The sequence below is a fragment of the Nonomuraea rosea genome (genome assembly GCF_039539705.1).
GTDB classification, from domain to species: domain Bacteria; phylum Actinomycetota; class Actinomycetes; order Streptosporangiales; family Streptosporangiaceae; genus Nonomuraea; species Nonomuraea rosea.
The window spans coordinates 135,087-159,534 of record NZ_BAABDQ010000014.1; the positions used below are offsets into that span (position 1 = coordinate 135,087).

Consider the following 24,448-nt stretch of genomic DNA (forward strand, 5'->3'; position numbering starts at 1 on the left):
CATAGCCCTGGGGGTCCGCGGGGATCAGGCGATCGGCCGTTCGCGGGCTCGTTGGCGGGCTCAGGATCCGGTGATGGAGAAGGAGGCGTGATACACGGTGGGGACCTGAACCTGGCCCGATCGGCCCACGACGGCGAGGTGAATGGCGCCCTCCGACATGACGGCCTTCTTGTTGAAGCGCTTCCCGTGGCTCACCGCGGCGGACGGACGGTCGGTGAAGGCGATCCAGCCGGCGCCTGGGGTGACGGAGTAGACCTGCTTCAGCTTGAGGCCATACCAGATCAGGGCGCCTCCGTTGGCGGCCCTGAGTGTGAAGAGCTCCTGCGTCGGCTGGGCGCCGACCTTCAGGTTCCACTTCAGGTCCTTCCGTAGCGACTGCCGCTGATCCTTGAGCGTGCGGGCATTCACCCTGGGCTTGGCGTCGGCCGTGAACAACCGGCGGGCCTGCGGGTCCTGGCCGAAGGTGGCCTGCATGCGCGCGTGCGCCTGGGCGATCTGCCGCGGAGAGGCGGGCAGCCCGGTCTTGGCGTCGGGGGCGAGCACGGTGGCCAGGCCGTTCCCATCGCGGGCGGGGGCCGGGATCCGGGACTTGGTGGACGTGCTGGATCGGGCCACCACCCGCCAGCCGTCGGACGTCTGCTGGAAGATCAGTTGACCCCAGTACTTGGCGCCTTTGCGGGTGAAGTCGGCCATGAACCAGGGCGGATCGGCGGCCCCCTTCGCGGGGATGGCGAAGCGGGGCTTCACGATGGCCTCGTGGGACGTCTCGACGGGCTCACCGAGCGCCCTGAGGAGCAGGGCCGTGGCCTTGGTGATCTCCGCCAGCAGCCCGGCCTCCGCGCCCGTGAAGTCCGCGGCTCGATCGAGCTCGGCCTTCTTCTCCTCGCTGTCCCAGCGAGCGAGGATCTTCCTGGCCTCGGCCACGGTCACCACCCCCACCGGTTTCGCGGTGGGCGAGGGGCGGGCGGCGAACTGCCCGCCGCCGGCGGCGTTGCAGGCTGGGAGGGCGAGCAGGGACAGCGCCGCGACGAGCACGAGAGATGGCCGACGGATGGTCATGATGGTCTCCGGGATGCCGATTGCCATGCTGTACGCGGCCATCGGCACCCCGGGTTCATCCCATACCGTACGGGTCCTGTGCGCTGGTCAGCAGCCCGTTCGTATGAGTACGACGTCGCGGCGCACGTCGGCGTGCGGCAGGAGCCGTTCAAGGTCCAAGGCGGGATCCCGTCATGTCGTGAATCCGACACAGCGGCCGGGAGCCCGGCGTCCTGGTACGAGCTCAGACGGCCGGTGAGCTGGAGATCGTCCGCTCGGCACGCGGAAAAGCACTGGGATTTTGTCGTAGCCCGGTGATAGAAAACAGTTTCGATGTCCAGCCACCCGGCCGCCAGGGGGATCGCCCGTGACCAGCAGCAGCTCGGAGTTCTCCGTCGAAGGCCCGCGTTACAGCCGGCGTGGCCCGGTTCGCTGGCTCTGGTCCCATCTGCGCCGCCATGTGCTGCATCTGACCGGGTTCCTCGGTGGTTCGCTGGTCATGGTGGCGCTCAACTCGGCCGTGCCGCAGTTCACCGGCGACGCCTTCGACGCCGTGCTGGGCGAGCGAGGCGATCCGGCCGACGCCCTGTGGCCGGTCGCGCTGGCGATGCTGGCGCTCGTGTCGGCCAGGGGAGTGTTCGACCTGGTCGCCCGGCTGTCGAGCGAGGTGCTGGCCAAGCGGCTGGAGCGGGACGCGCGTGACGAGCTCTACGTGAGCCTGCTGGGCAAGAGCCAGACCTTCCACAACCGGCAGCGGGTCGGCGACCTGATGGCCCGCGCCGCCAACGACATCCGGCAGCTGTCCATCATGGTCACACCGGGGCTCGACCTGGTCGTCGACTCCGGGCTGCAGGGCGTGGTGCCGTTCTTCTTCATCGCCGCCATCGACCCGCGGCTGTTGCTGGTGCCGAGCATCTTCGCGGTGCTGTTCTTCTTCGCGCTGTGGCACTACATGCGCCGGCTCAACCCGGTGGCCACGCGCATGCGCGAGCAGTTCGGCGATCTCAACGCCTCGCTCAACGAGGCGGTGCGCGGCATCGAGGTCATCAAGGTGACCGCGCAGGAGGGCCAGGAGCGGCGGCGCTTCAGGACCCACGCCCGCCACTACCGCGACTCCTTCGTCCGCAACGGCCTGGTCCAGGCCCGCTACCTGCCCACCCTGCTGTTCGCCTTCGCGATGGCGGGCGCGATGTGGCACGGCCTCTACCTCCACGGCACGGGCGCGCTCACGGTCGGCGACCTGGTGGCGTTCATGGGCCTGATGGCCATGCTGGGCTTCCCCACCCAGATGTCGACCTTCACCTTCTCCCTGATCCAGATCGGCATCGCCTCCGCGCGCAGGATCCTCGGCATCATCGGCGCCGAGGCCGAGCTGGAGCAGCGGGCCGACAGGCACACCGCGCCGATCACCGGGGAAATCGTCTTCGACGACGTGACGTTCGGCTACGACGAGGGCGAGCCGGTGCTGCGCGGGGTGTCGTTCACCGTGCGGCCGGGCGAGACGGTGGCGATCGTCGGCGAGACCGGCTCGGGCAAGAGCACGCTGACGAAGCTGGTCCCGCGCATCTACGACGTCACCTCCGGCCGGATCCTGATCGACGGCGTGGACGTACGCGACTGGGACCTCGACTCGCTGCGCTCCCAGATCTCCACCATCGAGCAGGACATCGTGCTGTTCTCCCGCTCCGTCGCCGAGAACATCGCCTTCAGCATGGGCCAGCGGGCCGACCGCGAGGCCGTGGTCAGGGCGGCGGAGGACGCGCAGGCCGCCGAGTTCGTGGCGGAGCTCGACGACGGCTACGACACGGTGATCGGTGAGCGCGGCGTCACGCTGTCGGGCGGCCAGCGCCAGCGCCTGGCCATCGCGCGGGCGCTGCTGACCGATCCGGCCATCCTCGTGCTCGACGACTCCACCAGCGCCATCGACTCCGCCACCGAGGACCTGATCCAGCAGGCGATCGGCCGCATCCTCGAAGGCCGTACGACGTTGCTGATCACTCACCGGCTCTCCCAGATCCGATGGGCGGACAAGGTGCTGCTGCTGCGGCGCGGCGAGGTGGTCGACTGTGGCACGCACGACGAGCTGATCGAACGCAGCCGCCTCTACCGGCGGATCTTCGCCCACTACGACGAGGCGGGCGTGGACGGCGAGACCGACACCCCGGTGCTGGCCGGCGAGCAGGGAGGGCTGCGCTGATGGGCTTCATCATGGACGGCCTCGACGCGGAAGACTACGACCGCACCTACAACGACCGTGACCTGCTGCGCCGGATCACGTCCTACTTCCGGCCGAAGCTGGGCGCGATGGTCCTGGTGGCGACCATGATCGTGCTGTCGTCGATGAGCCAGGCCGCCATGCCGCTGGTGGCGAGCTGGGGCGTGGACGCGATCGCCGACGGCACGATCGGCGAGGTGTGGTGGCTGCTCACCGGCGGGATGCTGATCGCCGGGGCGTTCGGCTGGGTGTTCAACTACGTCCGCCAGCGCAACAGCTCGCGGGTCACCGGCGACGTCGTCCTGCGCCTGCGCGAGGACGCCTTCGACGCCGTGCTGGAGCGAGACCTGTCGTTCTACGACGAGACGCCGTCCGGCAAGATCGTCAGCCGGGTCACGTCCGACACCGACGACTTCGCCGCGGTCTCCACGCTGACGATGGACCTGATCAGCCAGGTGCTGATGGTCGGCTTCGTCACGGTCCTGCTGTTCCTGCGCAGCGTCGAGCTCGCCCTGCTGACGCTGCTGGTGGTGCCCATCGTGGTGGGCCTGGCGCTGCTCTTCCGCCGCCTGGCGCGGGCCAGCACCCGCCGGGCGCAGCGCTCGCTGGGCCGGGTCAACGCGAACCTCCAGGAGACCATGGGCGGCATCGCGGTGGCGAAGAACTTCCGCCAGGAGCAGCAGGTCTACGACGAGTTCCGGCCCATCAACCGGCAGAGCTACGACGTGACGCTCAGGCAGGGGTTCGTCTTCTCGGCCATCTTCCCCGTGCTCTTCCTCGTGGCCGGGCTGGCCACGGTCGCCCTGGTCCAGCTCGGCGGCATGGCGGTGCTCGGCGGCGGCCTGTCAGCCGGCGACTGGTACCTCTTCCTCCAGGGCGTCTCGCTCTTCTGGTTCCCGCTGACGTCCATCGCCGCCTTCTGGTCCCAGTTCCAGCAGGGCCTGTCCGCGTCCGAGCGGGTCTTCGCGCTGATCGACGCCGAGCCCCGGGTCGTGCAGACCGACGCGCAGCCCGCGGGCGAGCTGGCGGGCCGCATCGAGTTCGAGGGCGTCACCTTCGGCTACGACCCGGCCCATCCCGTCCTGCGCGACTTCGACCTGCTCATCGAGGCGGGGGAGACGGTGGCGCTCGTCGGCCACACCGGCGCGGGCAAGTCGACGCTCAGCAAGCTGATCACCCGCTTCTACGAGTTCCAGCAGGGCCGCCTGCTGATCGACGGCCGCGACATCCGTACCCTCGACCTGCCCGGCTACCGCAGGCAGATCGGCGCGGTGCCGCAGGCGCCGTTCCTGTTCAGCGGCACCGTGGCCGACAACATCCGCTACCCCAGGCCGGAGGCCGACGACGACGAGGTGCTCGCCGCCGCGGCGGCCGTCGGGGGCGGCGACTGGATCGAGGCCCTGCCCCACGGGCTGCGCACGGACGTGGGCGAGCACGGCCGCGCCCTGTCGATGGGCCAGCGCCAGCTCGTCGCGCTGGCCCGCCTGCTCATCCAGGATCCGGCGATCGTCGTCCTCGACGAGGCGACGGCCAGCGTCGATCCGCTGACCGAGGCCCAGATCCAGGAAGGGCTCGACGTGGTGCTGGCCGGCCGCACCTCGATCGTCATCGCCCACCGGCTGTCCACGATCGAGCACGTCGATCGGATCATCGTGCTCGATCACGGGCGGATCGTGGAGGAGGGCGACCACGCCACGCTGCTGGCGCGGGGTGGCCGCTACTGCCAGGTCTACAACACCTACTTCCGGCACCAGTCGCCCAACTACCGCGCGGGCTCCGGCTTCGTCCCCGTCGGCGGCAGCTGAGGCCCGCCGATGGTGGCGGGCGGATCGATTCAGCTCACGTTCGTCGAGTACGACGTGGTGTCCAGCCTGCCGGTGCCGATGAAGACCTCGGTGCCGGCCTGGACGCTGGTCAGATACTTCGAGCTGGCCAGCCAGCCCCGTGATACCAGGTCGTTGAGGAAGTCCCGGAGGTTGAGGCTGACGCTGGTGGTGTTGCCGGTGCGGACGAAGGAGTAGACCTCCCAGCCGATGTTGCCCCGGTAGAGATCCCAGGTCGTGCCGCCGATGGTGACCGTGGCCTGGCGGGTGCCCACGGGTCCCGCGCCGCCCGCCCGATAGGTCCAGATCATGACCTCGTCGGTGGGATTGTTCTCCCAGGTGGGATTGGCGATCGTGTGCAGCCACAGGTCGTAGGCCACGTTCATGGTGTTGCTGCCCTGGAGGGTGACGTTGTAGTTCCAGCTCGTGTTGACGTTGCGGTTGGCGGAGACCTGGACGGGCAGCCCGGTGTTGGTCAGCTTCCAGCCCCAGTGCCAGCCGAGCACCGAGCTCGCGTACGACTTGACCTGGTTGCTCTGCCCCGACCAGCTCCAGCTCGTCCCCCAGGAGATCGTGTTGCCGCTGGTCGAGCCCGCCCACACGCACTGCGTTCCGGTGCCGGAGCTCTGGCCCCACAGGTTGTTGTTGACCCAGTACTTGCCCATGGTCACGGAGTCGAAGGCGTTGCAGAGCTGGCCCGTCGGTGGCGGCGAGGTGGGCGGCGTCGGGGTCACCGTCGGCGTGGGGCCGGGTGTCGTACTGCCCGTGCAGGTGACGCCGTTGAGCGTGAAGGCGGCCGGCACGGCGTTGGCGGAGTTGTTCCAGGTGGCGTTGAAGCCGAAGTCGGTGGCGGCGTCGGTGGCGAGCGCGGCGTTCCAGCCCGCGTCGGTCGCCGTGACCGCGCTTCCGCTCTGCGCGACCGTCGCCTTCCAGGCGGAGGTGACCTGCTGACCCGAGCCGAATGACCACCGCAGCGTCCAGCCGCTGATCGGGTCGCCGAGGTTCTTGACGACGACGTTCGCGGTGAAGCCGCCGGACCACTGGGTGGGGACGGTGTAGGTCACCTGGCATCCGACGGCCGCCTGGGCGCCGGTGGCGGTGAGGATCCCGGCCGCCACGACCATGGCGGCGATGGCGGCCAAGGCCGTGCGTAATCTCCCGACGCTCATCGCGCAACACTCCTTCTGTGCCCGGCTACATGTCCCCATAGTTAGGCGTATCGACAAACTAACTACAAGGCGGCGGCTGCTGCGCGGGTGGAAAGGCCCAGCTCGTGGCCGGTTCTCGGCAGGTGAAAGTTTCACCTCCCGGAACCGAAGGGCCCGCCCATAGCCGCTCACCCCGAAGCGGTGAGCTCTCAGGGGCGATCCCCAGGTGTCAGGACGGCGGGTCCTCGGTGGCGGGCATCGTGAAGAACCGCAGGAACACCGGCCGCGCGCCGGGCGACGCGTCCTCCTGCGTGCGGCGGAACCTGGACAGCAGCTCCATGTACGCCTCGAAGAACTCGCCGAGCTCTTCGCTGGTCATGTGAGTGAGCCCGCGGGACGCCCGCGCCCACTCGCCGTACCGCCGGTGGTCGGTGAAGAAGCGCCGGGCGAGCTCCAGCTCCTCCTCGACCTTGAACTCGGTGATCTCGTCGAGGAGCTGCCGCGACTCCTCGTCCATCTCACGCGCCTCACCCGCCGAGGGCCACCTCAGGTCGGCGCTGATCTGCCGCCACCAGCGCTCCCTCCCGGTCGACCGCTCGGGGATCTCTTCGATGAACCCGTTGTGCTCAAGCTGGCGCAGGTGATAGCTGAGCGTCCCGGTGTTCTCGCCGAGCGCCCGGCTGAGCGTGGTGGACGTGGCCGGGCCGTGGACGCCGAGATGTCGCAGGATCCGCTGGCGCAGGGGATGGCCGAGCGCCTTGTGCGCACCTGGATCACTGAGCCGCCGGACCGCGGGTCTGTTCGCCACCCTGCGATCTTACAACGCTCCGCGACATTGCAGAATTTTCGCTGCAGCATTTTTTCTGCAATACTCCGATGTCCGCCCAGGGGACATAAGGCACGGGAGTGAACGATGACATCAGTGGCCGCAGACGAGCACACATCGGGGCGGCGCTTACTCGCTGCCGGACTGATGGCCCTGTGCGTGCTCCTGCTGATCGCCATCGGCGCGATCAGGGACACCACCCCCACCGCGGTGAGCCCGGCCGGGGCCCCTACCAGGGAGTTCAGCGCGCAGCGGGCCTTCGCCCAGGTCGAGCGGTTCGCCGTCGAACCCCACCCCGTCGGCACGGCCGAGCACACCCGGGTCCGCGACTACCTGGTCGGCGAGTTGCGACGGCTGGGCCTGCGGCCCGAGGTGCACGAGGCGGTGGGCGTCTCACCGATCGACGAGCAGGGCGACCCCATCACCGCCGGGCGCGTCTTCAACATCGTCACCGTGATACCCGGGACCGCTCCCACCGGCCGAGTCTTCGTCACCGCCCACTACGACTCGGTCCCCGAGGGACCGGGCGCCAACGACGACGGGGCCGGCACCGCGAGCGCGATCGAGACGGCCAGGGCGCTGGTCGCGGACGGCACACGGTTGCGCAACGACGTCGTGTTCCTCATCACCGACGCCGAGGAGGCCGGGCTGCTGGGCTCGGAGGCGTTCGTCGCGGAGCACCCGCTCGCAAAGGGGCGGAGCGTGGTGCTCAACAACGAGGCGCGCGGGGCCAAGGGGCCGGTGCTGATGTTCCGGACCACGGAGTCGAACTCCGGCCTGATCTCCATGTTCGGATCGTCGGCGCCCATGCCCGTGGCCGACTCCGTGTACGCCGAGCTCATGAAACTGCTCAACAACGACACCGACTTCACCGCCTTCAAACCCGGCGGGATGGCCGTGCTCGACTCCGCCTACGCCAACGCGGGCACCCTGTACCACAGCGTTCTCGACGACCCCGCGCACGTCGATCTCGCGGCGCTGCAGCAGATGGGCGACAACACGCTGGCGCTCGTGCGCGCGTTCGGCGGCACCGACCTGGCACGGCTGACCACGGGGAACGACCTGGTCTACTTCAACCTCCCGCCCGGCCTGCTGGTTCGCTATCCGACCTGGGCGGCCTCCCTGCTGGGCGCTGCCGCCCTGCTGGCGGCACTGGCACTGATCTTCCTGGCCCGCCGCCGGGGCGTGGTCACGTTCCGGCGCACGCTCCTCGGCACCGCGCTCGCCCTGATCCCGATCGGACTCGGGGTGGGCGCCGGTCTCTTCTTCTGGGATCTGCTCAAGGTGATCCGTCCCGAATTCAGCGGAACCGCCACCACGACGCCGTATCGGCCGGAGCTGTTCTGGCTCGCCGTCCTGATGCTCGCGGGCACGATCCTGGTCGCCTGGTACGCGCTGCTGCGCCGTCGGGTCGGCGCCGCCGAACTGGCGCTGGGCATGCTGACCTGGGCCGCCCTGATCGGTCTCGGACTCGGCATCGTGTTGCCCGGCGCGTCGCACCTCGCCGCCTGGCCCGCCTTGGGGGCGGCGCTGGGCGGGCTGGCCGCGCTCCGCTGCCCGCCTCGGTGGCGCGTCCTCATCCTGGCCGCCGCTTTCGTGCCGGGTGCCCTGATCCTGCTGCCCAGCGCGTGGAACCTGCTGCCGACGGGCCTGCAGTACGCGGGCTACGCCCCGATGCCACTGGTGATCCTGTTCGGCGGCCTCCTGCTGCCGCTGATCGAGATGGTCTGGCCGCGCAGGCGTTCCCCGCTGATCCCGCTGACCGCGCTGGTCGTCTCGATCAGCCTGGTGGCGGCGGGCCTGCTGGTCGAGCCGATCGACAAGGAGCACCCGAGACGAACCAGCCTGGCGTACGGCCTCGACGCGGACACCGGCGAGGCCGTCTGGCTGACCTCGAAGGCGCCCGACCGGTGGGCCCGCCGCTACGGCGGCGCCGACGCGACCGGCCAGCCGGTGGCGGAGCTGTGGGGCGGTGGGTCCAAGCTGCTCAGCCCGGCGAAGGCCGCCGCGCTGCCCGCGCCCTCGCTACGGGTGCTCGCGGACACGACCCGGCAGGGCGTGCGAACCCTGCGCGTCCGGATCCGCTCCGAGCGCGGCGCGAACACGGTCGGCCTGCGGGTGGACGGGGACACCGCGACGGTGCGTTCGCTGACCGTCGAGGGCCGCTCCATAACGGCCGATCCGGCGGGATTCGTCTTCCACGCCTCGGGACCGGCGGGAGTCGAGGTGTCGCTGGCCGTCAAGGTCACCGGCGACACCGGCGACACCGGCGGCAAGGTCCGGCTGCGGGTCACCGACGTGAACCCGGATCCCCGTGAGATGTCCGCCCTCCCCGGCTTCATCGCCCCACCGGATTGGCTGTTCCTCGGCGACACCAAGATCTCCGTCACCAAGGCCTTCGCCGTTTGACGCTGGGGCACGCTCGTCGTCGTCCTGAAATCCTCGCGGTGAGCGGCCCGTCGTCAGAGGACCAGACGTCGCTGCCGCCGGCTGCGCCACTCCACCATGAGGACCGTGGCGTCGTCCTGGAGCCGGCCGCGCTGGTGCAGCAGGATCGCCTGGATCAGCCGGCGCAGCGTCTCAGGCGCGGACAGCCCGTCGGCCTCGTGGCGGATGATGAAGTCGATGAACCGCTCCAGCCCGAACAGCTCCCCGTCCGGGCTCTGCGCCTCGATGATCCCGTCGGTGTAGAACAGCACCCGGTCGTCCGGCTGCAACTGGTAGCCGATCAGCCCCGTGGACGGTCTCATCCGGAAGCCCATCGGCGGGTCGGGCTCGCTGCCCAAGGTCGCGACCCATCGTCCGCCGCGCAGCACCAGCGGGGGATGGTGACCCCGGTTCACCCAGCTCAGCCATCCGGTGACCACGTTCAGATCGGCCAGGATGCCGGTGGCGAAGCGGCCGACGAACTGATCGGCGATCGCCGCGTCGATCGCCTCGGCCGCCGTGGGCAGATCCGCTCCCTCCAGCCGCTGGTTACGGCACGCGCCCACGGCGATGGTGGCGGTCAGCCCGGCCGAGGTGTCGTGCCCCATGGCGTCGAAGATCGACACATGCAGCGTGTCGCTGTCGAGCGCGTAGTCGTAGGCGTCGCCGCCCACCTCGTACGCGGGCTCCAGCGCGGCGCTGACCACCACGTCGTCCGTGGCGTACGTGCCGGGCGGCAGCAGGTTGAACAGCACCTCGGCCGACAGGCTCATCGGCCGCCTGCGGGTCAGCCGGGCGAAGGAGTCGCTGTGCGGGCGCTTGCTCAGCACGAGGACCGAGATCAGGGACGCGAGCTGCCTGGCCCGCCGCTCGTCGATCGCGTCGCCCACGGGCACGGTCACGCCCAGCACGCCGACGCGCTCGGTGCCGTCCAGCAGTGGCAGCCACAGCCGCCGGCCCTCGCCTTCGGCGGCATCGGCGGAGCCGTCGGCCGAGTGCCGGGCGCGTACGACCTCCACGATGCGGTAGGCGCGGCCGGCCAGCGTGGTGTCGATCCTGATCGGCTCCAGCGGGCGGCCGGATTCGTCCGACTGCCCCGGCAGCGGCACCAAGACCAGCTGTTGCAGGTCGGTCACGTAGATCATGATCTGGGAGAAGCCGACCATGCTCGCATGCGCCGTGACCGTGCCCGCCAGGTCCTCCATCGACGTCGTGTGGTTGGCGTCCAGCAGGCCGCCCAGCATCAGCTCACCGTCGCCGCGCGCCGGTGGGCCCCCTGTCTCCGGACGTTCTCCCATGCGTGACTCCTACCCCACGTCGCCCGGCCCAAGGGTGAGCCGCCCGCCCGCATGTGACCTCGCGGTCTACCCGGCCCGGCACCGTGCCACCATGACGCCCGCGCCCGCGATCAGCACGCCCGCGACCGCGAGCGTCGCCGGCGTGCCCGCCGCCTGCGCGAGAGCGGCGAGCGCGATCCCGCCGACGATCTCCCCGCCGGTCTCGGCCTGGGAGAGGAACGAGTGCACGGTCGCCCGCACCTCACTCGTCGTACGCCGGTTGACCCAGACCACGCCGACCGCCCGCGTCAGGCTGAACGCGATCCCGCTCACGACGAGCACGCCGAACGCGCCGGCGAGCGCACCGGGCGCCCAGGCCAGCAGGACCAGCGCGCCCGCGCCGAGCAGGCAGGACAGCGCGTACACCCGCCGGGCCACCCCCGCGCCGTCGATGCGCGCCTGGACCACCCGCAGCGCGACGACCCCGGCCGCGGCCGCGAGGATGCCCAGCGCGGTGTACCAGAGCGTGGGATCGCCGGGAAAGCCGAGCTCGACGAGCCGCCGGGGAAACAGCCAGGCCACCATCCCGGCCCCGTTGACGATCGTGGTCGCGGCGAGCACGAGCAGGATCTCGTGGTCCCGCCAGGAAAGTCGTAACCCGCGCCGGAAGATCGTCCACCGCCGCTCGCGTACGGGAGTGAAGTGCCGCTCCTTGAAGGCCACGGCCACGTACAACCCCAGAACGGCCATGCTCGTACCGGCCACCACGATCGCGGTGGCCAGGCCGGCCGCCCACCCGAGCACCCCGAACACCACCATGCCCGCCGCTCCGCCGGCGAGATCCCAGCGCGCGGCCGCCATCAGCACCCGGGCGGTACGGTCCGGCCGGTCGAGCTCGTCGGTGAGCCAGGCGACCTCGGCCCCCGACAGGCACGCCCACCCCAGCCCCCACGCCACCTGCGTCGCCACGATCCACGCGAAGCCGGTCACCAGCCCGGTCACCACCATCCCCGCCGCCAGGAACGCGTGCCCGAGCACCAGCGGCCACCTGCGACCGGCCGCGTCCGACCACACGCCGGTGGGAATGTCGGAGATGAGCATGGTGCCGGCGATCACGGTGCCGAGCAGCAGGAGCTGCACGGGGGAGAGGTGGGCGGAGACGACGAAGTAGAGGCTGGAGGTCAGCACGTAGCCCCGATGGGCGGCGGCCCGCAGACCGGTCCAGATCAGGAACGCCCTGGCCACCCGCCGGCCCCCATGGGCGCGCGCCATGACGCCCAGCCCATCAGCCCGGTGCCGCCGGACACAACCGAATTATTCGGTGCGGGACGTAGAGAGCTCCCGCTGATTCCGGGGGGTGTGCGGAGGATCCGGGGTAGGGCTGTCACTACCCCGGAAGTGCCGCGTACGGGATCGATGCGACCCCAGAACCAGCCATAGCGTTATCGCATGATCACTTCACGTACCGCCCGCTGGACCGCCGCTTCCGTGCTCGCCACCGCCGTCGCCGCCACCGTGGTGAGCGCCCCGGCCGCCCAGGCGGAGTCGGGCCTCGACCCCATCGTGCAGATCAGCCTGGCCGAGCTGGTGCACGAGGACAAGTTCCCGGCCGCGCTGGCGTCCGTGCGGGGGCGTGACGGGCGTACGAACGACTTCGCCGCCGGTGTCGCCGACCTGAAGACCAAGCAGAAGGCGCCGGCCGACGGGTACGTCCGCATCGGCAGCAACACCAAGACCTTCACCGCCGTGACCGTCCTGCAACTGGTCGGCGAGGGCAAGGTCAAGCTGGACGAGCCGGTCGAGACGTACCTGCCGGGTCTGCTCCGCGGGGACGGCATCGACGGGCGGCGGATCACCGTGCGGCAGCTCCTGCAGCACACCAGCGGCCTGCCCGAGTACACCGACTTCCTGGCCAAGGGCGTCCTGCCCTACCAGCACACCCACTTCAAGCCCCGCGAGCTGCTGAACATGGCCCTGAAGAAGAAGGCCGTCTTCGCCCCCGGCGCCAAATGGCTGTACACCAACACCAACTACATCGTCGCCGGCATGCTCATCGAGAAGGTCACCGGTCACCCGGCCGGCAAGGAGATCACCAAGCGCACGATCGACCGCATCGGCCTGCGCCACACCTCTTTCCCGAGCCCCCGCGACGAGAGCCTCCCCAGTCCGCACGCCAAGGGCTACCACCGCGACGACCCGGCCAAGCCGCTGACGGACGTCACCACGTTCGACCCGGCCCAGGCGTGGACCGCCGGGCAGATGATCTCCACCCCCAGCGACCTGAACCGCTTCTTCACCGCGCTCATCGGCGGCAAGCTGCTCAAGCCTGAGCAGCTCAAGCAGATGCGCACCACCGTCGACGCCCCGATGCTCGGCACCGGCGGCAGGTACGGTCTCGGCCTGAGCAGCATCAAGCTGACCTGCGGCGCCACCGCCTGGGGCCACGGCGGGGCGATCCCCGGCTACTACACCACCAACGCGGTCACCGAGGACGGCCGGGCCGCCGCCATCGCCGTCACCCAGCTGCCCGCCAGCCTGCCCGCCCGCGAGCACGTCGAGGAGACGCTCGACATGGTCCTGTGCACGCGGTTCTGACGTCGGGGCCGCGTGCATTCGCGGGAAATCCCGTTGATCACGACGTACGCGGCACGCTTTCATGAATCCCATGACCGGAAAGGCAAGGAGGGCGTGACCCGTGCCGACGCGTAAGCACCCCCGCCCCTCCACCGCCCGCGAGGCCGGCGACCGCCTCAAGCTGCACCGGCACGACCTCCGCGACTACCAGGTGATCACCCTCAGGCCCGGCACCCGCGCCAGGTTCTCCACGAACCACCACCACGAGACCTGGCACGTCCTCTCCGACCCGCACGGCGCACTCCTGCTCGGCCGTCTCCTCTGGGGCCTGTCCTACCAGCGGCGGCCAGGCACGCTCGTCGTCATCGACCGGCGGTTCATCGACCCGAACCCCTTCGACGCCGAGCCCGGCGACCCCGTCGCGCTGGTCCCCGCCGACCTGACCCATCTTCCGGCGCGGACCGCCCGGCACCTCGCCCGGCGCTGCGCCGCACCCGGTCCGCCGTCCGGCACCGTCCGCTGGCACACCTGGGGCCTCGACCAGGCCGTGCGGGAGCGGCGCGCCTGGTTGGCCGACCAGAGCTGGCATCCGCCGGGGGACGATTATCGCCGCGCCGACGTGGCGCAGCTCGGCGGCCTGGTCCGCGTACAGGCCACCTCCTCGTTGCTGCGCAGCTGGGCCGTCTCGGTGGTCGTGATGGCGGACTACGCCTACGACGGCATGTCGTACACCGGGCTGGCGGGCTCGGACGGAAATCTGTGCCGGGCGGAGGGCGAGGTGCAGACGTTCACGGACTATCGGCGGCGTGTGTCGGTCGCCAAGGTCTCCCGCGAGGAGGTCCTCGCCACCGCACCGCCGTCCACTTCGCCGGCGGACCTCCGCCCCCTCATCTGGGACCAGAACGACACCGTCAGAAGCCGCCGGGACGATCACCGTCGCGGAGCAGGACGATCCGGTCCAAGTCGGCGGAGAGGTATCTCTCCCGGCTGAGCCGCCGAAGATCCTTCCCCAAGGTGGAGGTGATCTCGGGGCCGCTGCGACGCCAGCCGAAGAAGCGGGACACCTCCGTGACCAGGTCATTTTCGCTGATCCCAGGGGACTCCCCGATGAGCGCCAAAATGGCCGCCTCGCGCTCGGCCGCCGCGATATGCGCGATCTTCCTCTCGACACCGTCGCCAGGAACACGTACGACGACCGCCCCACCCCGGCGGAAGACGAACTCCTGGTCGAGCAGGACCTCGCCACATGCTCGCAGCTGTCCGAGCACATCGTCCAAGTTGGCCTGAATGCGTTCGCCGAGCCGCTTGACGCCCCAAGCGTCCCTGGTGCGCAGGTACAGCTGGTCGCGATGAATGGGCGACTCGACATCGAGGACCTGCATGAACACGTGCTGGATCAGCGGCTGCGCGTCGGATAGATGCATCTCGGGCAGCGCGCTCTGAAGGAGCCGTACCTCCGCTTTGCGATACGGCACCGACCACGACCGGTCGGGAGCGTCCGCTATCGCCTCCATCTCGACCTTGGACAGCGGCTCCTCCACCGGTGCAGCGGGGTGGGCGGGGGCGAGTACGCGGTGCTTCTCGACCGCCGCCTCCACCGCGGCGCGAAGCCGCCGCTCCGCGTCGCCCTTGCTGCGGTACCAGTCGGTGCTCCAGATGCGGTGCAGCTCCCAGCCCAGACCGCGCAGCACCTGGTCACGGAGGCGGTCCCGGTCTCGCGCGACCGGCGAGGAGTGATACATGACGCCATCGCACTCGATGCCGATCGCGTAGCGGCCGAGCTGATCCGGATGACGGATGCCCAGATCGATCCGGAAGCCCGCGACCCCGACCTGGGGAACGACGTCGTATCCCCACCCGCTGAGAACGGCCGCGACCGACTCCTCGAAGTCGCTCTCGAAGTACGCCACTTCGGCGACGACCCGTTGGGCGAGGATCGCCGGCCCGCGCTCGGCGTACTCCAGGTAGCGCTTGAAGTGCTGGCGGCTGACGTTGTCGCTGTCCGGGACGTGCGCGGCGGTGAACGACGCCACGACGTCCACGCGGTACCTGGCACGGGTGATGGCCACGTTGAGCCGCCGCCAGCCGTCGGCCTTGTTGAGCGGCCCGAAGTTCATGCTGAGCTTGCCATGCTGGTCGGGACCGTAGCCGGCGGAGAGAATGATGACGTCGCGCTCGTCGCCCTGGACGGTTTCCAGGTTCTTGACGAAGAACCCGTCGAGGCGGTCGCCGGTGAAGAAGGCGTCCAGGTCGGGCCGGGACTCACGAGCGCGTTCGACCGCCTCTTCGATGGCGCGGGCCTGGGGCTCCGACATGGCGACCACCCCCAGGCTGCGGCCGGGATGAGCGGCGTAGTGGCCGAGGACCAGCTGCGCAACGGCCTCCGCCTCGATGCGATTGTCGCGCCCGGCGCCCCGGCTGTAGACGCCGTTCGCGTGGTGAAAGCGTACGCCGACGTCGGGGCCGCTCTCGTAGGCGCCGGGGAAGGTGATCAGGCCGCTGTCGTAGAACTCGTGGTTGCTGAAGGCAATCAGGTCTTCGTGTCGGCTCCGGTAGTGCCACCGCAGCGGCAGGCTGGGAATCACGCCGCTGGCTTTGCACAGGTCGAGCAGCGACTCGAAGGAGTCGGGGACGTCCTCGTCGTACTCGCCGTCCTCTGCCTCCGCGCTGCCGAAGAAGTTCGTCGGAGGCATCTGTTTCTGGTCGCCGGCGACGATCAATGATCGGCCCCGGTACACGCGCAGTTGATCGCGTCATGCGGAAGCACCTGCGACGCCTCGTCGAAGATGACCACGTCGAACGTGAAGTCGGGCGGCAGGAACTGGCTCACCGTGAGCGGGCTCATCATGAAGCACGGTTTGATCAGCTGTACGGTCTCGACCGCCGAGGCCAGCAGCTTCCGCACAGGCATGTGACGGCTCTTCTTCTCCGACTCGCGCCGGATGATGCCCGCGCGCCCCATTTGGGGGTTGGGACGTCGTGCGTTGCAGACCTCGATCACCTGAGCGTAGGCCGCGTCGATGAGCTCCTTGTCGAGTTTGCGGAACTCCTCGACGAGCGCGTCACGCTGGGTGGCCATGCCCGTCCCGAGCCGGGGGTCGGTCATGAGGTGATGGTCGGCCCACGCCTGCAGCACCACTCGCTCCACGAGCCGGACGAACTGCCTGCCGCCGACGCCCTGAGCGGCCGCGCGGTCGATGAGGTCATCGAGGTGGCCGGCGGCCAGCACCCCCCGTCCGCGCTGGAACGAGCGCCATTCGTCGGGGCCGTTGCCGTCGGCCCGCAACCTGGCGATCATGTCCGTGGTCTCCGCGAACGAGGCGGTGAACGCGGCCCGCATCGTGTCCCGCCGGCCCGCGCCCCAAAGCGCGACCAGGCGCGTCACGGCGTCACGCCAGGCGTTCCAGCGAGCGGTGAGCTCGGGATCGGGCAGCGATTCGAGCAGCGCCTCCGCGACCTCCGCCGACATGCCCGCCGTGGCGATCGTCCTGGCTGCGCGCGCCCATGCCAGCGCCTCTTCGATGGCGGCCGGCGACGTGCGCTCCGCCTGATGGAGCGGCCCCAGAAGCGCGCGATCGGTCTCCTGATGCTCTTGGAACGCCTCCCGTTCCGCCCGCGCCCGCCGAGTCAGCTCGATGGCCTGACGCGCCTGCCCGAGACTCATCGGCGCATGATGCGAAACACCGTCCACAGCTTGCGCGACGTCGGCCGCGGCCTCCAGCGGAGGAAGGTGGGCCTCGTACCATTCCGCGGCTTCGGCCAAGGTGAGCAGCGCCAGCGCGGGGCGGCCGCCGGCGCGTGGAGCCGGGGTGAGACGGGCCCTCCAGTTCTGGAGGTCTCGCTGGATCTCCATGGCGCTTTCGTACGCGGCGGTGTTCGGCCTGCCCTCGCGTGCCACCTGATCGGCGAGGAGTTTGCCATTTCGTCCTGTCCCGGCGAGCGCATCACACCGTTCCGCGAGGTCGAGACCTTGCCGTACGGCCTCGAAGTCCGTGTCCTCGCCCGCCCAGAACCCGCCGAGGTGGCGGGCGTACTGCCGCTGCGCGGTCTGGGCCCTCTCGTGCGCCTGCCGCCACTGGAGCGCCTCATGGAGGCGCTCGGTGACGACCTTGGTCCACGTACCGCTGACGGTCAGCCCCGCGACCGCTCGCTTGTCCCTCCGGTAAGCGGCCGAGAGCTTCGACAGGCCGCGATAGTCCTCGGCGAACTGCTGGGCGAGACCCGGCAGGCCAGGATCGGTGAGGACGCTTTCGCGGAAGAGCCCCTGCGCTCTGGCGCGCGCGGCCTTCAGCTCGGTGAGGGCCTGGTCCAGCTCCTGGGCAGCCTGCCGGGCATAGCCACGCGCACGGGCCTCCAGCCAGCTCGCCTCCGGTCGCGGGACGGCCACGGAGAGCGCGGCCAGCTCGCAGAGGTCTGCCGCCTGGTCGAAGTCCGCGGGCGCCGGCACCCCATAGGCCGTGGCGATGCCGGCCAGGGACTCGCGGTGCCGGCGCAGCATGACCGCGAGGTCGCCGAAACTCTGCCGCGTGGCCCTGGCCTGCTGCGCCGTCAGCGCCGCCACCTCGATCCCCGGCACCTGGCGGGAGGCCAGCAGCGTCTCCTCCTCCGGCGCGTCCGAGACGAGGTTGCCCGGGAGCGTGCGCCAGGCCGGGCCGATCGCACGCTCGGCGCTCTGTTCGACGCCGAGCAACCGATCCCTCCGCGCGCTGAAATCGGATAGCTCGCGGCGGATGTCCGCCAGATTGTGCTCGCTCAGCCAGCGAGCAGGGACCGGCGGGCGGGACGCGGCAAGGTCCAGCAGGGCGATGAGCGCGGTGATGGACGAGAGATCGTCGAACCCCAGCGGCCGGGCGAGCTTGTCGTGCCGCTCGACGGCTCGGCGCAGGAGCGTGGTCTCTTCTGCCAGCCGATCGAGGTACGGGCGGGCGGCTCCGCCGTCTCCAGATCCCTCCAGGGGAACGACTCCCGGTCCGCGACGGGTCGCCATGCGCGGGACACCTCCCCGGCGGCGCCGAGGATCGTGTCGAGCTGGGCGGTGGTGAGGCTGCCCGGCCGGAACTGCGAGCCGGGAGCGAGGGAGACGATGTCATCGAGTTTGCTCAGCCGGCCGATGATCTCGAAGAGGGAACGATCCAACGGCCGCCGGACCTCGTTCATCGCCGCCGCGTACTCCGTGAGCTCGAGCCGCAGGCTCCGGGCCCGCTGCCTGGCCGGCCCGGCGCCGCGGGCCCTGGGCCTCTCGACGAGCGCGCGTCCGAGCTCCTGAGCGACGTGCTTGCGGCTCGTGTTGTGGGAGTGCAGCGGCATGAGGAACGACGCCAGCCCGACGTGCTCCAGCCGGTTGCGCACGACGTCGAGGGCGGCGGCCTTCTCGCTGACGAACAGGACCGTGCGCCCCGCGTGCAGGAGGGCCGCGATCACGTTGGCGATCGTCTGGCTCTTGCCGGTGCCGGGCGGGCCGTCCATGACGAATGTACGGCCCGCCAGCGCCGCGGCCAGGCACTGCCGCTGGGAGGAGTCCGCGTCGAGCACCAGCGGCGTCTCCTCGGGAGGCTGGACGACGTCGAGCTCGTCGAGCCTGACCGGATCGAAGTCCAGGGCCGACAGATCCATGCTCGCGTGCGGGCCCAGGCCGATGGCGTGCACCAGAGGACTGGCCATGATCGTGGACTCGTTGTCCAGCAGATCGCGGTACATGGCCTCCTTGTGAGACTGGAACGTGGCGAGCACCACCCGCTCGCTCACCGTCCAGGTGCGCTGTCCCGCGACGGCGTGGCGCACCGCGGCGATGGCGCCGGCCAAATCCTCGAATTGTTCGGCGGCGGGCCACGCGACGCCGAGCTGTTCCATTTTGACGGCGAGGGCGGGGTTCGCCGTCATGTCCTCGTCTTCGGCCACCAGGAGGCGAAAGCCGTCGGCGCCGCGTTCGAGCATGACGGGAACCAGCAACAGCGGCGCCGATGAGAAAGTGGTGCCGCCGTCCTCACTCCAGTCGAGAAAGCCGGCGCCGAGCTGTAGCACCCAAAGACCGGTGTCGGAAAAGACCTGGTGCGAATCACGGAACAACTTGCGGAGTGCTCCGTCGAGCGTCGCCTGAGTTGCTTTCTGCGTGTGAATCTCGCCGACCCGAGCGGGGCTGATCGCCTTGAGACCCGGTCGGTCGCCTGCCTCATCCTCTGTGCCGGCATCCTCTATGTCGGCGAATCGCCAGCCCTTGGCCAGCCCTGGCAGGAGCGCCGTCGCGTCAGGTGACTCGATTTCCAGGGTGGCCGACCGGGTGTGCCTGAAGTTCAGCAGGCGGTTCCTGCCGCTCAGGTCGATCAGCGAGTCACGCCAGTTGCGGAGGACGGTCTTCAGCCGGTCGTCGGCGATCTGCATCGTGAGCCATTCGCTGGGGGATGAGGTCAAGAGTTGCCGGAACTGTAGTCTCATGCAGCGCGACTTTGCACGGAAGAACCGTGCTTGACGACGATCCCGGCAGTTATCCCGAAGAGGAGCATTTCGGCATTCGGGTGGTCGGCGTCAACCCGCAGTCCGATCTCCCGTTTGCGATGCCCGCCGGAATCTTATGGTGATCGTCACGTTCCGGAGAGTAGTCGTCGCGGGTACGTTCCTAAGCCGCACGGTTACACCGACCTCCTAACCCCCGGGAGCGCGATGAACGGCAAAGGCACCCAGCAGCGGCCCTTCCCCGTCGATGAGCTGTCGCGGGCCGTACGCCTGGAGATCGCCGCCGAGCTCCGCGCCGATGGTGACGGTGAGAAGGTCTCCCTGTCCGCCGGGCGCCGAGTCGGTGGCGACGGGGAGACGCGCGAGTACCTGTTCTCATGCAGAGCCTGGAAGCAGTCGCTCGCCGGGGAGAAACTCCTCATCCGCGGGTCCCGTTCCCGGGCTTCCTGGGAGCGCGCCGAGGTGACCCGGATGCAGGACGGCAAGGTCAAGGTCCGCACCGGGGCTGACCTGGGGAGCGAGCCGTTCAACGCCCAGCTGCGCAAGGACGAGACGGCGGGGCTCGAATCCATGATCGACCGGCTGGAGGGTGCGAGCGGGAGCGACAACAGCCCCGTCAACCTCACGACCGCGGGCTGGCTGCTCGGCGCGGGAAAGCCGCGCCTGGCCCGGTGCACCACCCCCGGCGACTTCATCCGCGACTACCGGGACCGGCGGCTCAACGCCGCACAGCGGCAGGCGATCGAGCAGGCTCTGGGCAGCGATCTGACCTTCATCTGGGGGCCGCCGGGCACCGGCAAGACCGACGTGGTCGCCGCGATCGCCGAGGGCTGTTACCGGCAGCAGTTGCGCGTCCTGTTCCTCGCTCCGACCAAGGTGGCTGTGGACCAGGCGCTGGAGCGCATCTGCGACCTGCTGTCCGGCGAGGAGACCTTCGGCGAAGGCCTCGTTCAGCGCGCGGGGGAGATCGAGCTGCCCTCGCTGGCCGCCAAGTTCGGCGATCAGATCGACCCGGCCAGGATCGCCGGGCGGATGTCGGAGGAGGTGACCGTACAGATCGCCGCCGCCCGCGAACGCCTGGAGGCCAATCGGGAGATCCTCGCCGTGCACACCGAGGCGGAACGCGTCGGAGAAGACCTCCGCACCGCGTCCGCCCAACGAGACGACGCCGGCCGGCGCATCATGACCGTCCAGGGGCAACTCCGAGCCAGCCGATCCGCCCTGGCGGACATCGAGCGGCAGATGCGGGAGCTCGGTGTCCCGTCCGGCATGTTCGCGAAAAGAAAGCAGGCCAAGCTCGACGACCTGGGCCGCGCTCACTGGGAGCACCGCAACACCCTGGCCACCCTCGATCAGCACCTGAGCGACGCCCGTGCCGCACACCAGCACCACGCGAGCAGGACCGGCGCGCTCGAACGGGAATTCACGATCCTGCGCGACCAGGTCCGCACGATCCCGGCGCCAGGACCCGTCCGGAAGGCATCCGACCTGCTGCGGCAGCAGCTCACCGCGCTGGAGCAGAAGCTGCAGAAGATCACTGAGGCGGTACGGAAGAACTGCCGCGTCTTGGGCACCACGGTGGCCAAGGCGGTGCAGTCCCGCAAACTGCTCGACTCGACGGACGTGGTGATCATCGACGAGGCCGGCATGGTCAACCTGCCTTCGGCCTGGTGCGCCGCCGGCCTCGCGAGCAGGCGCGTGATCGTCGCCGGGGACTTCCGCCAGCTCCCCGCGGTGACCCGCGCCTCCGGTGACCGGGAGGCCACCCCTCAGGACAAGGACCACGCCAAGCTGTGGATGGACCGTGACGCCTTCGCGACCGCGGGCCTGGTGGACGCCGCGGGCTCGGCCCGGCGCGACGATCCTCGGATGGTGTGCCTGGACACCCAATACCGCATGCGTCCGGCCATCTGCGACGTCGTCAACGTCGTCGCGTACCCCGACTCGCCGCTGCGCTCCGGCCGCGACGACCAGAGCAGGCTCCCGTCATCGCCGCTGCTGGACAGCCCGTTGATCCTCGTCGACACCGCCCCGCGCCGCCTCTCGTACGGCGCCCACACCACCAATTCGGTCCACGAGGCCGTCATTCATGAGCTCATCCGCGGCCTGCAGTACGACGACGTCCTGCCGGCCAGGAAATGGCACGATCAGCGACCGACCGACCGGATGGCGGTCATCGCCCCGTACAAGGATCAGGTGAGAGCTCTTCGCGGCAGCCTCCAGTACCGGTTCGGCCAGGACTACGAGGGCCTGGTCGACACCGTCCACCGCTTCCAGGGCAGCCAGCGGCCCCTCGTCGTGATCGACACGGTCGCGGGAGCCGGCGGAAAGCTGGGCTACTTCTACGAGCACACAGGCTTGGCCTCCCACACCTGCCGCCTGCTCAACGTCGCGCTCAGCCGTGCGCAGGATCACCTCATCGTCGTCGCGGACACCCAGTTCCTGCACGCGAAGCTGAGCCCCGCCAGCGAAGCCGGCCGCATGCTCGACCACCTCGAACGCCACGCCCGCTCACTGCCGGTCGACGATCTCGTGCCGTTTCGCTCCGCGGGGGACCTGGCGGGTCTCGCCGACGACGAGCTGGCCCGGCCGGCCTTCTTCCCCGCGGACGAGGTGCCCAGGGCCGTCGAATGGGACCTTGACCGTGCCCGCGGCAGCATCGACGTCTTCTGCGCCTTCCTCGATCCGCAGCCGGTGAAGAAGTGGCTCGCCCGGCTGGCCCCGCGGATCCAGGCCGGCGTACGGGTCACCGTCCACACCCGCGATCAGTCGGAGGACCCGCGCAGAGCGGCTCTCGTCCGCGACCTGGAGGGCGCCGGATGCCAGGTCACCGTACGGGATCGCATGCACGAGAAGGTCCTCATCATCGACGACAACGTGCTCTGGCACGGCTCGCTCAACCTCCTGGCCAACATCGGGCCCACCGACCTGATGATGCGGATCACGGATCCGACGGCCTGCCGGCGGGTACGCCACATCGTCGAGCACGCGCGGATGGAACGTCCCGCCCGGCAGTGGCGACCGGGGCCGCCGGCCGGCGCGGAGGCCGGCTCCGGCGTCGTGGTGGACGGCAGCCGCTACATTCGCGTCCCGTACGACGACAGGGAGGCGTTCAAGCAGGACATGCGCGCAGCCGGCGTGAAGTACGCGTGGGACGGCAGCCGGAAGATGTGGCGCGTCGATGCCACGGTCCCTGAGCCCCTCCTCCAACGCTGGCTTCCGGCCGGCGAGGCCTGAGCCCTAGATGAGATCGCGCACCTGCCGGATGAACCGGGGCCACTCCCCGGCGCCCGCGCCTTTGAAACCGTGACGCTGCAGCGTTATCTGGAGAGTGCGCTTCAGCGGATGCGGCGACTGCATGATCGCCTCGTTGCGCTGCGCCAGGCGAGCGAGCTGGCCGTGGTCGGGAGGCTGGTTGCTCTTTCGCAGGTTGCAGGCGGCGTGGGCGGGGGCGAGGTTCCAGATCGCGTCGAGGTCGATGGCCTGGTCGATCAGGCGCTTGAACGAGTACGGGAAGACGTGATCGACCGCGACCTCGTCCGTGCCAGGAATGAGCGGTTCCGCGCAGATGACGCAGCGACCGTGCTGGAACCCGATGACGGAGGCGGTGAGACCCGTGACCGGCCTGCGCCGCTGCTTGTCGACGATTCTCAGTGTGTCCAGGTCGACCGCGACGCCCTCCTGGATCAGGCTCCTTCCCACCTCGGCCGCGAAGGACGTTTCGACGATGCTCCACCGCGCTGCCAGTTCCTCCCGCAAGCTCGCCGCCTGTTCGGCCAGCGCCACCTCGCGAAGGTGATCGCTCAGCCGGACCACGCCCTGCCGGCCAGCCCCGGTCACCTCGTAGAACCGATGCGGCACCTCGCCGCCTCCGGGCAGGTTGTGGAACTTCTGCATGACCATGACCGGCATCGACTTCATCGAGACGGCGAGCAGTTCGTCGGTCGGCGCGCCGAGCCGGATGGACTCGGGGGCCTCCCGCCGCGCCACGGCCAGCGGATCCGAGTCGCGTACGACCGTGCCCGCTGGCGCTTGCGGGGCGTGGGCCAGATGATTCACCAAGCTCATGGCGTACGGCTTGGCGAGCTCGCTGAGCAGGATGTCCGTCCGTCCTTCGGCTGCGGCTCCCAGGAGAGCCTCGCCCAACGCGAACTTGTACGTCCGGGCGTTCAGCCCCATCAGGACCGCCAGCCGCCAGGAGGAGCGGGCGGTGGGCTCCGTGCGAAAAAACTCCACAGTCATCCGTTGATGCCCGTCTTGATCGCGATCTGGTTGTTCAGGGTAGTTCGTGATCAGGGGGAATGTCACTGGTGCTCAGTAGGCTCAGGGATCTCGCGAACGCAACAGCAGGATGCAGGACGGTGGGGCATGGGGAAGCTAGTGCGGGACAAGATTCCGGACATCATCCGGCAGGACGGCCGGGAGCCGGCGGTGACCGTGCTGGGGGAGGCGGAATATCGCGCGGCTCTGGTCGCGAAGCTGTTCGAGGAGGCGACTGAGGTCAGCGAAGCCTCTCCGATGGAGGTGGCCGAGGAGATCGCTGATGTGTACGAGGTGCTTCGGGCGTTGGCCGCGGCGAACCGGTACGAATGGGCGGCGATCGAGAAGACGGCGAAGGCCAAGCGGGAGGAGCGGGGCGGCTTCCAAGACCGCCTCTACCTGGCTTGACC

15 protein-coding genes are annotated in these 24,448 nt (G+C 69.8%); 7 read left to right on the plus strand and 8 right to left on the minus strand.

Features of this window, described 5'->3' with window-relative positions; genetic code table 11:
* Positions 1–60: 60 nt before the first annotated feature.
* The gene (locus ABEA43_RS30130) at positions 61–1,059 is read right to left on the minus strand and encodes a DUF8094 domain-containing protein (protein ID WP_345567015.1); all 999 of its coding nucleotides are present in this window, start codon (positions 1,057–1,059) and stop codon (positions 61–63) included.
* A gap of 346 nt (positions 1,060–1,405) precedes the next feature.
* On the opposite strand from ABEA43_RS30130, the gene ABEA43_RS30135 reads away from it, so the two are divergent.
* On the plus strand, positions 1,406–3,235 hold the full coding sequence (locus ABEA43_RS30135) for an ABC transporter ATP-binding protein (protein WP_345567017.1): 1,830 nt from the start codon (positions 1,406–1,408) through the stop codon (positions 3,233–3,235).
* Positions 3,235–5,058, plus strand: coding sequence for an ABC transporter ATP-binding protein (locus ABEA43_RS30140; RefSeq protein ID WP_345567019.1), 1,824 nt, complete (start codon positions 3,235–3,237; stop codon positions 5,056–5,058). The genes ABEA43_RS30135 and ABEA43_RS30140 overlap by 1 nt, the downstream gene beginning before the upstream one ends.
* A gap of 29 nt (positions 5,059–5,087) precedes the next feature.
* Here ABEA43_RS30140 and ABEA43_RS30145 read toward each other — a convergent pair whose 3' ends face one another.
* Positions 5,088–6,245 carry a GH12 family glycosyl hydrolase domain-containing protein gene (locus ABEA43_RS30145; protein WP_345567020.1) on the minus strand — a complete coding sequence of 386 codons (1,158 nt, stop codon included), beginning with the start codon at positions 6,243–6,245 and terminating at the stop codon, positions 5,088–5,090.
* A 208-nt stretch (positions 6,246–6,453) separates the two neighbouring features.
* Positions 6,454–7,032 (minus strand): ArsR/SmtB family transcription factor, encoded by a 579-nt coding sequence (locus tag ABEA43_RS30150; RefSeq protein WP_345567022.1) that lies wholly within the window; start codon positions 7,030–7,032, stop codon positions 6,454–6,456.
* A gap of 105 nt (positions 7,033–7,137) precedes the next feature.
* On the opposite strand from ABEA43_RS30150, the gene ABEA43_RS30155 reads away from it, so the two are divergent.
* On the plus strand, positions 7,138–9,459 hold the full coding sequence (locus ABEA43_RS30155) for a M20/M25/M40 family metallo-hydrolase (RefSeq protein WP_345567024.1): 2,322 nt from the start codon (positions 7,138–7,140) through the stop codon (positions 9,457–9,459).
* Between the two features lie 53 nt (positions 9,460–9,512).
* On the opposite strand, the gene ABEA43_RS30160 is transcribed toward ABEA43_RS30155, so the two are convergent.
* Together ABEA43_RS30160 and ABEA43_RS30165 are read right to left on the minus strand one after the other, a co-directional pair.
* Entirely contained in the window at positions 9,513–10,775 is a 1,263-nt protein-coding gene (locus ABEA43_RS30160; RefSeq protein ID WP_345567026.1) for a PP2C family protein-serine/threonine phosphatase, read from the minus strand.
* Between the two features lie 66 nt (positions 10,776–10,841).
* Complete coding sequence (locus ABEA43_RS30165; RefSeq protein ID WP_345567028.1) at positions 10,842–12,026, minus strand: MFS transporter; 1,185 nt, start codon at positions 12,024–12,026, stop codon at positions 10,842–10,844.
* Positions 12,027–12,203: 177 nt separating this feature from the next.
* On the opposite strand from ABEA43_RS30165, the gene ABEA43_RS30170 reads away from it, so the two are divergent.
* Positions 12,204–13,349 carry a serine hydrolase domain-containing protein gene (locus tag ABEA43_RS30170; RefSeq protein ID WP_345567030.1) on the plus strand — a complete coding sequence of 382 codons (1,146 nt, stop codon included), beginning with the start codon at positions 12,204–12,206 and terminating at the stop codon, positions 13,347–13,349.
* A gap of 100 nt (positions 13,350–13,449) precedes the next feature.
* Positions 13,450–14,319, plus strand: a complete 870-nt coding sequence (locus tag ABEA43_RS30175) for a hypothetical protein (protein WP_345567032.1) — start codon at positions 13,450–13,452, stop codon at positions 14,317–14,319.
* On the opposite strand, the gene ABEA43_RS30180 is transcribed toward ABEA43_RS30175, so the two are convergent.
* Positions 14,240–16,021: a DUF3320 domain-containing protein gene (locus ABEA43_RS30180; protein ID WP_345567033.1), complete on the minus strand. Its 1,782-nt coding sequence runs from the start codon at positions 16,019–16,021 to the stop codon at positions 14,240–14,242. The two genes, ABEA43_RS30175 and ABEA43_RS30180, sit on opposite strands and share 80 nt — an antisense overlap.
* Before the next feature lie 2,059 nt (positions 16,022–18,080).
* The gene (locus tag ABEA43_RS30185) at positions 18,081–19,760 is read right to left on the minus strand and encodes a DUF4011 domain-containing protein (RefSeq protein ID WP_345567034.1); all 1,680 of its coding nucleotides are present in this window, start codon (positions 19,758–19,760) and stop codon (positions 18,081–18,083) included.
* A gap of 225 nt (positions 19,761–19,985) precedes the next feature.
* On the opposite strand from ABEA43_RS30185, the gene ABEA43_RS30190 reads away from it, so the two are divergent.
* A complete protein-coding gene (locus tag ABEA43_RS30190) occupies positions 19,986–23,015 on the plus strand; it encodes an AAA domain-containing protein (protein WP_345567036.1) in 3,030 nt (1,009 codons plus the stop codon).
* A gap of 3 nt (positions 23,016–23,018) precedes the next feature.
* On the opposite strand, the gene ABEA43_RS30195 is transcribed toward ABEA43_RS30190, so the two are convergent.
* Entirely contained in the window at positions 23,019–24,014 is a 996-nt protein-coding gene (locus ABEA43_RS30195) for an HNH endonuclease (RefSeq protein WP_345567038.1), read from the minus strand.
* Positions 24,015–24,146: 132 nt separating this feature from the next.
* Between ABEA43_RS30195 and ABEA43_RS30200 the strand changes: the two genes are divergently transcribed.
* Entirely contained in the window at positions 24,147–24,446 is a 300-nt protein-coding gene (locus ABEA43_RS30200; RefSeq protein WP_345567040.1) for a nucleoside triphosphate pyrophosphohydrolase, read from the plus strand.
* The last annotated feature ends 2 nt before the right edge of the window (positions 24,447–24,448 follow it).

Bases quoted from the DNA above. Each gene is read 5' to 3' on its own strand.
- ABEA43_RS30130 (WP_345567015.1), bottom strand. From the start codon at position 1,059: ATGACCATCCGTCGGCCATCTCTCGTGCTCGTCGCGGCGCTGTCCCTG.
- ABEA43_RS30140 (WP_345567019.1), top strand. From the start codon at position 3,235: ATGGGCTTCATCATGGACGGCCTCGACGCGGAAGACTACGACCGCACC.
- ABEA43_RS30145 (WP_345567020.1), bottom strand. From the start codon at position 6,245: ATGAGCGTCGGGAGATTACGCACGGCCTTGGCCGCCATCGCCGCCATG.
- ABEA43_RS30155 (WP_345567024.1), top strand. From the start codon at position 7,138: ATGACATCAGTGGCCGCAGACGAGCACACATCGGGGCGGCGCTTACTC.
- ABEA43_RS30160 (WP_345567026.1), bottom strand. From the start codon at position 10,775: ATGGGAGAACGTCCGGAGACAGGGGGCCCACCGGCGCGCGGCGACGGT.
- ABEA43_RS30165 (WP_345567028.1), bottom strand. From the start codon at position 12,026: ATGGCGCGCGCCCATGGGGGCCGGCGGGTGGCCAGGGCGTTCCTGATC.
- ABEA43_RS30170 (WP_345567030.1), top strand. From the start codon at position 12,204: ATGATCACTTCACGTACCGCCCGCTGGACCGCCGCTTCCGTGCTCGCC.
- ABEA43_RS30180 (WP_345567033.1), bottom strand. From the start codon at position 16,021: ATGCCTCCGACGAACTTCTTCGGCAGCGCGGAGGCAGAGGACGGCGAG.
- ABEA43_RS30185 (WP_345567034.1), bottom strand. From the start codon at position 19,760: ATGAGACTACAGTTCCGGCAACTCTTGACCTCATCCCCCAGCGAATGG.
- ABEA43_RS30190 (WP_345567036.1), top strand. From the start codon at position 19,986: ATGAACGGCAAAGGCACCCAGCAGCGGCCCTTCCCCGTCGATGAGCTG.
- ABEA43_RS30200 (WP_345567040.1), top strand. From the start codon at position 24,147: ATGGGGAAGCTAGTGCGGGACAAGATTCCGGACATCATCCGGCAGGAC.